Source organism: Pseudomonas sp. GW821-FHT10B02 (assembly GCF_059415665.1).
On record NZ_JBWKNR010000015.1, the window covers coordinates 31,982 to 45,379 of the forward strand.

At 62.0% G+C, this 13,398-nt stretch carries 12 protein-coding genes and 1 pseudogene; 1 reads left to right on the forward strand and 12 read right to left on the reverse strand.

Annotated features, from left to right (window positions below; translation table 11 throughout):
- The first annotated feature begins 34 nt into the window (after window positions 1–34).
- Window positions 35–2,806, forward strand: a complete 2,772-nt coding sequence (locus tag AC07OF_RS21355; RefSeq protein WP_157193478.1) for a dermonecrotic toxin domain-containing protein — start codon at window positions 35–37, stop codon at window positions 2,804–2,806.
- A gap of 39 nt (window positions 2,807–2,845) precedes the next feature.
- Here the strand turns inward: AC07OF_RS21355 and AC07OF_RS21360 are convergent, their stop codons facing one another.
- From AC07OF_RS21360 to fleN, 12 genes and pseudogenes are all read right to left on the reverse strand, one after another.
- Window positions 2,846–3,241 (reverse strand): DUF2802 domain-containing protein, encoded by a 396-nt coding sequence (locus tag AC07OF_RS21360; RefSeq protein WP_038613318.1) that lies wholly within the window; start codon window positions 3,239–3,241, stop codon window positions 2,846–2,848.
- Window position 3,242: 1 nt separating this feature from the next.
- Entirely contained in the window at window positions 3,243–3,722 is a 480-nt protein-coding gene (locus AC07OF_RS21365; RefSeq protein ID WP_028945467.1) for a chemotaxis protein CheW, read from the reverse strand.
- A 61-nt stretch (window positions 3,723–3,783) separates the two neighbouring features.
- On the reverse strand, window positions 3,784–4,656 hold the full coding sequence (locus AC07OF_RS21370) for a CheW domain-containing protein (protein ID WP_495073414.1): 873 nt from the start codon (window positions 4,654–4,656) through the stop codon (window positions 3,784–3,786).
- A complete protein-coding gene (locus AC07OF_RS21375; protein WP_157193480.1) occupies window positions 4,656–5,444 on the reverse strand; it encodes a ParA family protein in 789 nt (262 codons plus the stop codon). Before AC07OF_RS21375 ends, AC07OF_RS21370 begins: the two co-directional genes overlap by 1 nt.
- Before the next feature lie 44 nt (window positions 5,445–5,488).
- Entirely contained in the window at window positions 5,489–6,376 is an 888-nt protein-coding gene (gene motD / locus AC07OF_RS21380) for a flagellar motor protein MotD (protein ID WP_157193481.1), read from the reverse strand.
- 3 nt (window positions 6,377–6,379) lie between these two features.
- On the reverse strand, window positions 6,380–7,120 hold the full coding sequence (locus AC07OF_RS21385) for a flagellar motor protein (RefSeq protein ID WP_038613323.1): 741 nt from the start codon (window positions 7,118–7,120) through the stop codon (window positions 6,380–6,382).
- Window positions 7,120–8,230 (reverse strand): annotated as a pseudogene (locus tag AC07OF_RS21390) (protein-glutamate methylesterase/protein-glutamine glutaminase). Before AC07OF_RS21390 ends, AC07OF_RS21385 begins: the two are co-directional and overlap by 1 nt.
- Before the next feature lie 45 nt (window positions 8,231–8,275).
- A complete protein-coding gene (locus AC07OF_RS21395; RefSeq protein ID WP_157193483.1) occupies window positions 8,276–10,489 on the reverse strand; it encodes a chemotaxis protein CheA in 2,214 nt (737 codons plus the stop codon).
- 12 nt (window positions 10,490–10,501) lie between these two features.
- Window positions 10,502–11,290: a protein phosphatase CheZ gene (locus AC07OF_RS21400; RefSeq protein ID WP_157193484.1), complete on the reverse strand. Its 789-nt coding sequence runs from the start codon at window positions 11,288–11,290 to the stop codon at window positions 10,502–10,504.
- A 19-nt stretch (window positions 11,291–11,309) separates the two neighbouring features.
- Entirely contained in the window at window positions 11,310–11,684 is a 375-nt protein-coding gene (locus AC07OF_RS21405; protein ID WP_036990294.1) for a chemotaxis response regulator CheY, read from the reverse strand.
- 104 nt (window positions 11,685–11,788) lie between these two features.
- A complete protein-coding gene (gene fliA, locus AC07OF_RS21410; RefSeq protein WP_157193485.1) occupies window positions 11,789–12,529 on the reverse strand; it encodes an RNA polymerase sigma factor FliA in 741 nt (246 codons plus the stop codon).
- Complete coding sequence (fleN, locus tag AC07OF_RS21415) at window positions 12,526–13,359, reverse strand: flagellar synthesis regulator FleN (protein WP_038613333.1); 834 nt, start codon at window positions 13,357–13,359, stop codon at window positions 12,526–12,528. The genes fliA and fleN overlap by 4 nt, the downstream gene beginning before the upstream one ends.
- Window positions 13,360–13,398: the final 39 nt, after the last annotated feature.

The window sequence follows — 13,398 nt, forward strand, 5'->3', positions numbered from 1 at the left end:
GTCTGTCGGTTCCATTCGCATCACGGTGACCGACATGCCCACAACCTGTATCAACACCGCCGGCGTGCAATACGTACGCAAGCATCTGGCCAACTTTCCCCGCCCTGACCGCGAAGCCACCCGGGCCATCCGTGGCTGGGCAGCGACACACAATCTGACGCTCGATCCCGACCAGGTCGATGTGGTGACCCTGCATTACCACCCCGATGGCGCCTATGGCTATCAGGCCGTGGTCATCAGCCGCATGAGCCTGACCCAGGCCGTGCTGTCCAACTGGCAAGGCGAGTCCAATAACGATCTGTTTGGCGACTTGTTTTCGGCGCCCTGGGCCGGGACGTTCCCCGATGGACCGGTCAAAATCGTCGAGCGCCTGCCCGCACCTGAGCTGATCCAGTACGGCGCGTCCTTTCAGGTCTTCAACGGGCTGTTTCGCCGCACCGAGCCTGCCCGCTATGACCATTCGACGCACCTGCAGATCCCGGCCGAAGGCTTCCAGCGCTTCATCGAACAGCTGGACTTTCACAGCCGCTACAAAGCCCTGCTCGACAGCTACTGGCGCGACCACCTGGATGGTCACCGCATGTCCGCCAAGCTCGGCTTTGTCGCGGCCTGTAACAAGCAGGTGGCCGAAGGCAGCCTCAGCGATGCGGCAAGGAAACTGGCCTGGCAAGCGGCCGGCCTGATGCCGCGCAGTTCCAGATTGCGCCTGAGCACCCTGAGTATCTATGGCTATGCCGCCACCGACCTGCTGTACATCAACGACGCCGACAGTGACCTGACCTTGCTCTATATGCCTGGCAACAGCTCACCGCTGCTGGAGTTCGCCAGCGCAGTCCAGCTCAAGGACTGGGTCGGCCGCCAATGCCAGGACCCGCTCAAACGTGAGGCGCTGAAGCAACACTTCAACCTCGCCGATGCGCCCGATGGCCTCGACTTCAGCGGCCTGGATACCGCCCTCGCAGGATTGGGGGAATACCCTGCGGTACACCGGTTGTCCTCGAATCGCCCCGGCTTCACCACCGACGGCCGCTGGTCGCCGCGCGACTACGTCAACTATCGACCGAAAAAATACAACCCGCGGCTCAGCGGTGATGTGTTCCAGGCCCTGGCAGAACGTCAGCGTCAACGCAGCTACGCCGACGCTGACTTCATCATCACCAGCAACAGCGAAGTGACCAAGGCCAAGTGGCGCGGTTACCTGACCTCGGCACTCAACCTGCTGACCCCGCTGGCCTTCGTGGTACCTGGGCTGGCGCCGCTGCTCGCAGTCGGCGGGATCGCGCAGCTGGGCCTGGGCCTGGACCAGGCGATCAACGGCAAAACCCTGCAGGACAAGGCTGACGGTGTCGGCAACATTGCCTATGGCCTGTTCAATGCCACGCCTCTGGTTGTAGAAGGCCTGGCCAAAGGGAGTGCATTGTTCCGGGTCAAGAGCGACGGCTTCGTCTTGCCTAGCCGGGTCAACGACCAGCTGGGCTACCCGCTCGGCCCGGTCGACCCGCCACGCCTGCCGGAAGTGGAGGTTGCCCCCTACTTTCACCGTCCAGAGCGTATTGCCCCACTGGATAATGGCAATGCCGCCGTCACCAGCTCAGTGCACCGCTACCCTCGATACACTGGCCAGCCAGATCATCTGGCCGGTTATTTCCTGCCCCATCCAGACTACGTGGAGGAGCTCGATCTGGCCTACGACATGGAATTTGACCTGTTTCTCAAAACCGATAGCCTGAACAACGTAGACCCCACCTACTATCAAGCCCAGGCCGGCAGCGACGCCCTTGTGCCCACCGATCCCTATGCCCGCGCAGTCACCGATCAGATGCGTTCGTCCACCCTGCGTGCCTTGGGCATCGACCTTCCCCTACCGGTCGAACTGCCCGTCCCCACGCGAGGCGTCCGCCCGATTCCAAAAACGATTACCGCCCTCTGGGTCGGTGACAAGGCCATCAGTGCCGAACTGGTGGAAAACCTCGGTAAAAACGCGAACAAGTTGAAGAACAGTCAATACCAGTACCGTTTGTTCCTGTCCCGCAGCAACCCATCGATGTACGCGCAAAACTTGCGTCAATTGCAGCTGAAGGCACCCGGACTGACCGTGCTGCCGCTGGAGGAACAGCCGTTCTTCAGGGCATTCGAGCAAAGCAGGTACTTCGACCAGTACCAGGCTGCCCTGGACGGCAATGGCGGCGTGGCCACCAACTACGCCTCGGCCTCGGACGTGTTGCGCTATCCGATGCTGCATCATGAAGGCGGCTTGTACATCGACGTCGACGACGAGTTGCTCGCGCCGGGCAGCAACCGCTCCGGCTGTATCGGTTGGTTGACGCCGTGCGGGGCACAGGGTGTCGATGAGGTGGAACTTGCTGCCAGCGAGGATGGCCTGCTGCTGCACCCGGCCATGTCCAATGAAAAACTGAGCATGGACCAGCAGTACAACACCAGCATGATCGGCAGCCACCCTGGCAACCCGACGCTGATCGCCATTTCCGAGGAAATGCACGGGCGCTATCAGGCCGAACCGGACTTTTACCAATCCAGGCCGGACAAAGACGACGACCCGGCAGGTTTCTACGCTTATGCCAGCCGACTGAACCGGCTTACCGGCCCGGGCATGCTGACCGCCGTGGTCGACCGCCTGCTACCGGACCTGTACCGCTTGCGCCAACTCAGAAACCTTTACGCCATACCGCGAACCAAAAGCTGGCTGTACGTCGACCTGCAAGCCTGGAGTGCGGTCGAGCGCGAGCTGCTGCCCCTCGGCCGTTTCGCCAAGGTTGGTGGCCAGCATTCGTGGGCGCATACCTGAGCCACGAAAAAGGCGACCTGATGGTCGCCTTTTCTTCTCTCACTCGCTGCGGTGCACCTTGCTCATCAGCTCCGCCTCAGCCTGGGTCAGGCCGCAGGACTGGGTGAGTTCGTCAACGCTGGCACCCATGCCCACCAGCCGCGCCGCCTGGGCGAACGACAGGCTGTTGGGGTCGCGCTGCTCCAGTTGCAGGAGCTTGTCCGGCAAGGGCGCCACCGTCGCGCGCAATTCGTGCAGGGCTTCGCCCATGCGCACGCTGCCGTTCTGGTAGTCGTCCAGACGTTTGGCCAGGTCTTTGATGCGTTGATCACGCAGCGCATCACCCTGGGCCTGCTGGGCGGCCAGCTCGCGCTGACGCTTGCTGTAGTTGAGGAAAAACCACAGGCTCAGCGCCCAGAGCAGCGCCAGAAATATGACTGCAACCTCAAAGATCAACTCAGATGTTCTCCAGCTCGGACCACTCTTCCTCGGTCATCATCTTGTCCAGCTCGACCAGGATCAGCAGTTCGTTGTTCTTGTTGCACACGCCCTGGATGAACTTGGCCGACTCTTCGTTACCGACATTCGGTGCGGTCTCGATTTCCGACTGACGCAGGTAAACCACTTCGGCAACGCTGTCGACCAGGATGCCGACCACTTGCTTATCGGCTTCGATGATGACGATGCGGCTGTTGTCGGTGATTTCACTCGACATCAGGCCGAAGCGCTGACGGGTATCGATCACGGTGACCACGTTGCCACGCAGGTTGATGATACCCAGCACGTAGCTCGGCGCACCCGGGACCGGGGCGATCTCGGTGTAACGCAGGACTTCCTGCACCTGCATCACATTGATGCCGTAGGACTCGTTGTCCAGCTTGAAGGTTACCCACTGCAGGATCGGATCTTCGGAACCTTGTGCAGACGACTTTTTCATTCCCCTATCCCTCAAAATCCGCCTTTGGCGGAGTGCTCAGTGCGATCGCAAGCGCGACCGATTAGTTATGCTTGGCGTGCAGTTGCTTGACCGCGCCACTGGCGATCAACTCGGCCAGTTCGGCAACGTCGAGCAACGCGCACATGTGTTCGATAACGGTACCGGCCAGCCACGGGCGTTGACCGCGCTGGCTGCGCCATTTGATCTCGTTGGGGTCCAGGCGCAGCGAACGGCTGACCTGATGCACCGCCAGGCCCCACTCATAGCCCTGAACCGAAATCACGTATTGCAGGCCCTGGCGAAAGTCCTCGCGGTAGCGGTCGGGCATGACCCAACGCGCAGTGTCCAGCACCTTGAGGTTGCCGCTCTGGCTCGGCAGAAGGCCCAGGAACCAGTCTGGCTGGCCGAACAGCGGCGTCAGCTCGTGACCCGCCAGCGAATAGATCGAACCCAGGCACACCAGTGGCACCGCCAGGGTCAACCCGGCGACGTCGAACAACAGGCATTCGAACGGCTCGGCAGCCCAGGCCGGGCGCCCGTCAACGGTGGCCGGCGGTACCGGCTGGTTGGGCGCTGGAGGCAGGTGGACTTGCACCAGCGGCTCGACCGGTGCAGGCAGGTCAGCAGCAACTTCGATACTGACCGATTCAGGTTCGGGCTCAGGCGCGGGCGCTACAACCGGCATGACCGCCGGGAGCACCACGGGCGCAGGTTCGGCGAAAGGCAAAGGCGCTGCCTGGACTGCCACCGGCTTGTGCAGACGCGCAACCTGGGCATCACGTGCCTGTTCCTCAAGCACCGCCGCCTGGAACTCATCGATCTCAACCAGCGGTTCGGCCAGTTCAAGCACTTCGGTGGCTTCGTGCAGCAAACCGTCAAGGTACGACTGCAGCGCCAGTTGCGGGCCGGTAGCAAGCTTTTGCGGACGATTCATCAGGCCACCTGCTGGGCGATGTTGTGCGTCAGCAGGTGCTTGAGCAGCGCCCGGTAGGCCACCACCCCACGGCTCTTGCCATCGAACTGCGACGGCGTCAGCCCGGCGCGGCTGGCATCACGCAGGCGGGTATCGACCGGGATGTAACCTTGCCAGATGTTCTCCGGGTAAGCGTCGCGCAACACCCGCAAGGTGCCCATGGAGGCCTGGGTGCGGCGGTCGAACAGGGTTGGCACGATGTGGTAGGGCAAGGCCTGCTTGCGCGAACGGTTGACCATCGCCAGGGTGCTGACCATGCGCTCCAGGCCCTTGACCGCCAGGTACTCGGTTTGCACCGGGATCACCAGTTGCTGGCTGGCCGCCAGCGCGTTGACCATCAGCACGCCAAGCAAGGGCGGGCTGTCGATAATGGCGTAGTCGAAATCCTGCCACAGCTGCGCCAGAGACTTGGCGATCACCAGGCCCAGGCCGCTTTGCCCCGGCGACTGGCGTTCGAGCACCGCCAGCGCGGTACTGGACGGCAGCAGGGATATTTTTTCGTCACTGGTCGGCAGCAGCAGTTGCCCGGGCAAGCCTTCGGGAACCGTACCCTTGTGCAGGAACAGGTCGTAGCAACTGTGCTCCAGCGCGTCCGGGTTGTGTCCGAAGTAGCTGGTCATCGACCCATGGGGGTCGAGGTCGACCACGACCACGCGCTTGCCCGCCTCGGCCAGCAAGCCGGCCAGGGCGATGGACGTGGTGGTCTTGCCGACACCACCTTTTTGATTGGCTACTGCCCAGACTCTCATTCGTTGCTTCCTCCCGGTACGGCAACCTGCCCTGCCGGGAACGGTTATAGGGTCGGTGACGGAGGATTGACGCGATTGCCCCCCACCGTCGGTGATAGCGCTGGCGGTGCAGTTTGTGTGCCAGCCCGCTTCATTGCCGCATCTGGCGTGGCGTTGGCGCTGCCGGTACCGGTCAGGCTGCGGCGCACTTCGAGATTGCGTGAAATCACCAGTACCACCCGACGGTTGCGCGCGCGGCCCTCGGCGGTGTCGTTGCTGGCAATCGGCTGGAACTCGCCATAGCCGACCGAGGCCATGCGCGCCGGGTTGACCCCTTCCATCGCCAGCAGGCGGACAATACTGGCGGCACGTGCCGAGGACAGCTCCCAGTTGGTCGGGTACTGCGCCGTGCGGATCGGCAGGTCATCGGTGAAACCTTCGACATGCACCGGGTTGGCGAAGGGCTTGAGGATCTTCGCCACCTTTTCGATGATGTTGAACGCAACATCGCTGGGCATGGCATCACCACTGCCGAACAGCAGCGAAGAGTTGAGCTCGATCTCGACCCACAGCTCGTTACCGCGCACGGTCATCTGGTCGGACTTGATCAGGTCGCCAAAGGCGTCGCGCACGTCATCGGTGATGGTTTTCAGCGGATCGCTGCTGGTTTGCGCCAGGCCGGCATCGACCTGGTCACTGTCCTTGATCAGCGGCTCGGCCGGTTTTACGGTCAGCGGCCGCTCATCGCCGATGGGGATCGGGCGCATGCTCTTCTCGGGGTCATTGAACACCCCGATCAGCGCCTGGGAGAGGATCTTGTACTTGCCCTCGTTGATCGAGGAAATCGAGTACATGACCACGAAAAAAGCGAACAGCAAGGTGATGAAGTCCGCGTAGGACACCAGCCAGCGTTCGTGGTTTTCGTGTTCCTCAGGTTGTCGACGGCGTGCCATGTGTTACTCCATGAAGCCCTGAAGCTTCAGCTCGATCGAGCGCGGGTTCTCGCCCTCGGCAATCGACAGCAGGCCTTCCAGGAGCATTTCCCGGTAGCGCGACTGACGCATGGCCAGCGCCTTGAGCTTGTTGGCAATCGGCAGCAGGATCAGGTTGGCACTCGCCACACCGTAGATGGTGGCGACAAAGGCGACGGCAATACCGTTACCCAGTTGCGAAGGGTCGGCCAGGTTGCCCATGACGTGAATCAGGCCCATGACCGCACCGATGATACCGATGGTCGGCGCATAGCCGCCCATGCACTCGAACACCTTGGCAGCCTGGATATCGCGGCTTTCCTGGGTGTAGAAATCCACTTCGAGGATGCTGCGGATGGCTTCAGGTTCGGCACCGTCGACCAGCAGCTGCAAACCCTTGCGCGCGTAAGGATCGGGCTCGGCATCGGCCACGCCTTCCAGGCCCAGCAGGCCTTCCTTGCGTGCGGTCATACTCCAGTTGACCACCCGGTCGATACCGCCAGCCAGGTCGATACGCGGCGGAAAAAGAATCCAGCGCACGATCTGCAGCGCCCGCTTGAAGGCACTCATGGGTGACTGCAGCAGCGCCGCAGCCAAGGTGCCGCCGAGCACGATCAAGGCCGCAGGACCGTTGATCAGCGCCGAGAGATGACCACCCTCGAGGTAATTGCCGCCGACAATCGCGACAAACGCCAGGATGATCCCGATAAGGCTCAAGACATCCATCAGACGCACGCCTCGACCAGGTGCTTGCCGATCTCGTCCAGGCTATAGACCGCGTCGGCCAGGTTGGCTTTGACGATGGCCATGGGCATGCCGTAGATCACGCAGCTGGCTTCATCCTGGGCCCACACCGTGCTGCCACCCTGCTTGAGCAGGCGTGCACCTTCACGGCCATCGGCGCCCATACCGGTTAGTACCACCGACAGCACCTTGTCGCCGTAGGATTTGGCCGCCGAGCCAAAGGTGATGTCCACACACGGTTTGTAGTTCAGGCGCTCGTCACCCGGCAGGATCTTCACCGCACCGCGGCCGTCGATCATCATCTGCTTGCCCCCCCGGGGCCAGCAAGGCCAGGCCTGGACGCAGCATGTCGCCGTCTTCGGCTTCCTTGACGCTGATCTTGCACAGCTTGTCGAGGCGCTCGGCAAATGCCTTGGTGAAAGCAGCGGGCATATGCTGGATCAGCACGATCGGCGCCGGGAAATTGGCTGGCAGCTGGGTCAGGACCCGCTGCAGCGCCACCGGGCCGCCGGTGGAGGTACCGATGGCCACCAGTTTGTAAGGCTTGCGCTTGGGTGCAGGCGAGGCAGCGGATGCCGCCGCCCGTACCGGTGCCGCAGCCCGTGGTGCCGGGCTGCTGCCCAGGCTGCTGACACTTGGCTGGGTGTGGCTGGCCGGTTGCGGCACTGGCGCGGCATAGCTGATTGAACGGCGGTTACTGCGGGAAATGGTATGCACCTTTTCACACAGCATCTGCTTGACCTTCTCCGGGTTGCGCGAGATGTCTTCGAAGTTTTTCGGCAGGTAGTCGACGGCACCGGCATCCAGGGCATCGAGGGTCACCCGCGCGCCTTCGTGGGTCAGCGAGGAGAACATCAACACCGGGGTTGGGCAGCGCTGCATGATGTGACGTACAGCGGTGATGCCATCCATCATGGGCATTTCGTAGTCCATGGTGATGACATCGGGCTTGAGCGACAGTGCCTGGTCGATCGCTTCCTTGCCGTTGGTCGCGGTACCGACGACCTGGATAGTCGGGTCCGCTGAAAGAATTTCCGAGACTCGGCGGCGGAAGAAACCGGAATCATCCACCACCAGGACCTTGACTGCCATAAACACTCCATTAGGGGGCGCGGCGTGCGGGCCGCGCCACCAGAATCAAATACGCCGGGCGGCGTAACGCTTGAGCATGCTCGGAACGTCGAGGATCAGCGCGATGCGCCCGTCACCGGTAATGGTGGCGCCCGACATGCCCGGCGTGCCCTGGAGCATCTTGCCCAGCGGTTTGATGACCACTTCTTCCTGGCCGACCAACTGATCGACGACGAAGCCGATCCGCTGGGTGCCGACCGAAAGGATCACCACGTGCCCTTCGCGTTGCTCTTCATGAGCGGCGGAACTGACCAGCCAGCGCTTGAGGTAGAACAGCGGCAAGGCTTTGTCGCGAACGATGACCACTTCCTGGCCGTCGACCACGTTGGTGCGCGACAGGTCCAGGTGGAAGATCTCGTTGACGTTGACCAGCGGGAAGGCGAACGCCTGATTGCCGAGCATGACCATCAGGGTCGGCATGATCGCCAGGGTCAGCGGTACCTTGATGACGATCTTCGAACCCAGGCCCTTGGTCGAGTAGATATTGATCGAGCCATTGAGCTGGGAGATCTTGGTTTTCACCACGTCCATGCCCACGCCACGCCCGGAGACGTCGGAGATCTCGGTCTTGGTCGAGAAACCCGGGGCGAAGATCAGGTTGTAGCACTCGGTTTCGCTCAGGCGGTCGGCGGCATCCTTGTCCATCACCCCGCGCTTGACCGCAATGGCGCGCAGGACGTTGGCGTCCATGCCCTTGCCGTCATCGGAGATCGACAGCAGGATGTGATCGCCTTCCTGCTCGGCCGACAGCACCACTTTGCCGCCGCGGGATTTACCCGCCGCTTCGCGCTCTTCCGGGGTTTCGATGCCGTGGTCGACGGCGTTGCGCACCAAGTGCACCAACGGGTCGGCCAAGGCCTCGACGAGGTTCTTGTCGAGGTCGGTTTCTTCACCGACCAGCTCCAGGTTGATCTCTTTCTTCAACTGCCGGGCCAGGTCGCGAACCAGGCGCGGGAAGCGCCCGAAGACCTTCTTGATCGGCTGCATGCGGGTTTTCATCACCGCGGTCTGCAGATCGGCGGTCACCACGTCGAGGTTCGACACCGCCTTGGACATGGCTTCATCGCCGCTGTTCAGGCCCAGGCGCACCAGGCGGTTACGCACCAGCACCAGTTCGCCGACCATGTTCATGATCTCGTCCAGGCGCGCGGTATCGACCCGCACGGTGGTTTCCGTTTCGCTGGCGGCCTTGTCGGCAGCTGGCGCGGCCTGGCGCGCCGGGGCTGGCGCCGCGGCTTTGGCCGGTGCGGCGGCAGCGGGGGCGGCGGCAGGTTTGGCGACAGCTGGCGCTGGCGCTGCAGCAGGCTTGGCGGCAACCGCGGCAGCTGGCGCAGCGGCCGTTGCAACGCTGTCCGCGGCGAACTTGCCCTTGCCGTGCAGCTCATCGAGCAAGGCTTCGAATTCATGCTCGGAAATATGATCGCCCGACGCCGCAGCGGCCGGCTCTGCAGCGGGTGCTACAGCACCCGGCAAGGCATCGACGGCGAAGCTGCCTTTGCCGTGCAACTGGTCAAGCAACGCCTCGAACTCGTCATCAGTGATTTCGTCGCTGGCGCTCTGGGAGGATTGCGCCACCGGCGCAGGTGCGCTGACGCTGTCGGGAGCAAACTGGCCCTTGCCGTGCAACTGATCGAGCAGCGACTCGAACTCGGCATCGGTGATTTCGTCGCTGGCCGCAGCCGGTGCCTGCACCTGGGCTTCGGCCTCTGCCTTGACCGCATTGAGCGAGTCAAGCAGCTGTTCGAATTCGGTATCGGTAATGTCCGCTTCGGCGGGCGCTTGCGGCGCCTGTTCCAGCACCGGCTCAGGTGCGGCAACCGGCTCGTCAGCGGCAGGCTCGGCCAGACGCGACAAGGCCGCCAGCAGCTCAGGCGTGGCCGGCGTGATATCGCTGCGCTCGCGCACCTGGCCGAACATGCTGTTGACCGTGTCCAGGGCTTCCAGAACCACGTCCATCAGTTCGGCATCGACGCGTCGCTCACCCTTGCGCAGGATGTCGAAGACGTTTTCGGCGATGTGGCAGCACTCCACCAGCTCGTTGAGCTGGAGGAAGCCGGCGCCCCCTTTTACAGTGTGAAAACCGCGAAAGATCGCATTGAGCAGATCGGCATCATCCGGACGGCTTTCCAGCTCGACCAGTTGCTCGGACAGTTGCTCAAGAATCTCGCCGGCTTCTACCAGGAAATCCTGAAGGATTTCTTCATCGGCGCCGAAGCTCATTAAACGTGCTCCCTAAAAACCCAGACTGGACAGCAGATCGTCGACATCGTCCTGACCGGACACAACGTCTTCACGTTTATCGGCATGAATCTGTGGACCTTCACCCCGAGTCGGATGTTTTTCTTGATCTTTTTCAGCGCGCAGCTGCTGGTGGTCATGTTCGATACCGGCAAAGCGGTCGACCTGACTTGCCATCAGCACGAGCTTGAGCAGATTGCTTTCTACTTCGGTGACCAGTGCCGTGACACGTTTGATCACCTGACCGGTCAGGTCCTGATAGTCCTGAGCCAGGAGAATGTCGTTGAGGTGGCCGGCGACCTTGCGGCTGCCTTCCTCACTACGTTCCAGGAAGCGGTCGATGCGGTGCATCAGCTCGCGGAACTCCGGCGCAGCCACTTCACGGCGCAAGAAGCGCTGCCAGTCGGCGCGCAGATCGCGGGCTTCGTCACTCAGCTCGTGGAGGACCGGGGTGCTCTCCTCGACCAGATCCATGGTCCGGTTCGCCGCGCCCTCGGTCAGCTTGACCACATAGGACAGGCGCTCGGTCGCATCGGTGATCTGCGAGACTTCCTCGGCCTGCGGCATTTGCGGATCGATCTGGAAACTGACGATCGCACTGTGCAGCTCACGCGTAAGCTTGCCGACTTCCTGGTACAGGCCACGGTCACGGGTCTGGTTCAGCTGATGGATCAGTTGCACCGCGTCGCCGAATTTGCCCCGCTCGAGACTGTCGACCAGTTCGTGGGCATGCTTCTTCAGTGTCGACTCGAAGCCGTCCAACGATGAATGTGTTTGCTCCATAGCGCCCCCGTGGCGTGTCTTAGCTGTTGACGCGCTCGAAGATCTTCTCGATCTTTTCTTTCAGCACCTGGGCAGTAAACGGCTTGACCACATAGCCGTTGACGCCGGCCTGGGCCGCTTCGATGATCTGCTCGCGCTTGGCTTCGGCAGTTACCATCAGCACCGGCAGGTGCTTGAGGCGCTCGTCGGCACGCACTTTGCGCAGCAGGTCGATACCGGACATGCCCGGCATGTTCCAGTCGGTCACGAGAAAATCGAAATGACCGCTTTCGAGCATCGGCAGCGCCGTGTTGCCGTCATCGGCTTCCTGGGTATTGGTGAAGCCCAGGTCACGCAGCAGGTTCTTGATGATCCGCCGCATCGTCGAAAAGTCGTCGACGATGAGGATTTTCATGTCTTTGTTCAATTAGACCTCCAAGCAGTCTTTAACGCGCTCAGCGCTGAACGCGCATTCAATCAATTCGGGCACTACATTTCGCGACTGCATTGAACCTGCGTTCAACGCGCCCGCCATTCCCCCAGGCGACCACGCAAACGCGCCGCGCACTGGCTGTGCAACTGGCTGACGCGCGACTCGCTGACACCCAGGACCTCACCGATTTCCTTGAGGTTCAGCTCTTCGTCGTAGTACAGCGCCAGGACCAGACGCTCGCGTTCAGGCAGGTTGGCGATGGCATCGGCCAGGGCTGCCTGAAAACGCTCGTCTTCCAGATCGCGCGAAGGCTCGAGCTGGGCACTGGCGCCGTCCTCGTGCAGGCCTTCATGTTCGCCGTCCTGTAACAGGTCGTCGAAACTGAACAGGCGGCTGCCCAGGGTGTCATTCAAAATCCCGTAGTAATCATCGAGACTCAATTGAAGTTCGGCAGCAACCTCGTGATCTTTAGCGTCACGGCCGGTTTTTGCTTCAATTGCACGAATCGCGTCACTGACCATGCGGGTATTGCGGTGGACCGAGCGCGGTGCCCAGTCCCCTTTACGTACTTCGTCAAGCATTGCCCCACGGATACGGATACCGGCGTAGGTCTCGAAACTGGCACCCTTGCTCGCGTCATACTTGTTGCTGACTTCGAGCAGGCCGATCATGCCGGCCTGGATCAGGTCCTCGACCTGGACACTGGCCGGCAAACGCGCCAGCAAGTGATAGGCGATACGCTTGACCAACGGCGCGTAGCGCTCGATCAACTCGTACTGACCATTGCGAGACGCGTTGCTGTACATCCGGTATCCGCTGGCGTTCATAGCACAGGTCCCGCGCTCGTCGGCTGCACCAGGCGCTCGACAAAAAACTCCAGGTGACCACGCGGGTTGGCAGGCAACGGCCAGGTGTCGACCTTCTGGGCAATGGCCTTGAATGCCAGCGCGCACTTGGAACGCGGAAAGGCTTCATAGACCGCTCGCTGCTTTTGCACCGCCTTGCGCACACATTCGTCGTAAGGCACCGCGCCGACGTATTGTAGGGCGACGTCGAGGAAGCGATCAGTGACCTTGGTCAACTTGGCGAACAGGTTGCGCCCTTCCTGCGGGCTTTGCGCCATGTTGGCCAGGACCCGGAAGCGGTTCATGCCGTAATCGCGGTTGAGCAGCTTGATCAGCGCGTAGGCGTCGGTGATCGAGGTCGGCTCGTCGCACACCACCAGCAGCACCTCTTGGGCCGCGCGGACAAAACTGACTACCGAGTCACCAATACCGGCAGCGGTATCGATCACCAGCACATCGAGGTTGTCGCCGATCTCGCTGAAGGCCTGAATCAGACCTGCATGCTGGGCAGGCGCCAGGTGCACCATGCTCTGCGTGCCGGAAGCGGCGGGCACAATGCGCACGCCACCCGGCCCCTGCAGCAGTACATCGCGCAGCTCGCAGCGGCCCTCGATCACGTCGGCCAGGGTGCGCTTGGGCGTCAGGCCGAGCAATACGTCGACGTTGGCCAGGCCCAGGTCGGCATCCAGCAGCATGACCCGACGGCCAAGCTCTGCCAGCGCCAATGACAGGTTCACCGACACATTGGTCTTGCCGACGCCACCTTTGCCGCCAGTCACGGCGATCACCTGTACGGGATGCATGCTACCCATGTTTGTTCATTACCTTGTCTTGCTTAGACCGAGGCCACA

Excerpts from the sequence above, each read along its gene's own strand:
- AC07OF_RS21355 (WP_157193478.1), top strand. The coding sequence starts at position 35 with ATGCCCACAACCTGTATCAACACCGCCGGCGTGCAATACGTACGCAAG.
- AC07OF_RS21365 (WP_028945467.1), bottom strand. The coding sequence starts at position 3,722 with ATGAAAAAGTCGTCTGCACAAGGTTCCGAAGATCCGATCCTGCAGTGG.
- AC07OF_RS21370 (WP_495073414.1), bottom strand. The coding sequence starts at position 4,656 with ATGAATCGTCCGCAAAAGCTTGCTACCGGCCCGCAACTGGCGCTGCAG.
- AC07OF_RS21375 (WP_157193480.1), bottom strand. The coding sequence starts at position 5,444 with ATGAGAGTCTGGGCAGTAGCCAATCAAAAAGGTGGTGTCGGCAAGACC.
- motD (WP_157193481.1), bottom strand. The coding sequence starts at position 6,376 with ATGGCACGCCGTCGACAACCTGAGGAACACGAAAACCACGAACGCTGG.
- AC07OF_RS21385 (WP_038613323.1), bottom strand. The coding sequence starts at position 7,120 with ATGGATGTCTTGAGCCTTATCGGGATCATCCTGGCGTTTGTCGCGATT.
- AC07OF_RS21395 (WP_157193483.1), bottom strand. The coding sequence starts at position 10,489 with ATGAGCTTCGGCGCCGATGAAGAAATCCTTCAGGATTTCCTGGTAGAA.
- AC07OF_RS21400 (WP_157193484.1), bottom strand. The coding sequence starts at position 11,290 with ATGGAGCAAACACATTCATCGTTGGACGGCTTCGAGTCGACACTGAAG.
- AC07OF_RS21405 (WP_036990294.1), bottom strand. The coding sequence starts at position 11,684 with ATGAAAATCCTCATCGTCGACGACTTTTCGACGATGCGGCGGATCATC.
- fliA (WP_157193485.1), bottom strand. The coding sequence starts at position 12,529 with ATGAACGCCAGCGGATACCGGATGTACAGCAACGCGTCTCGCAATGGT.
- fleN (WP_038613333.1), bottom strand. The coding sequence starts at position 13,359 with ATGGGTAGCATGCATCCCGTACAGGTGATCGCCGTGACTGGCGGCAAA.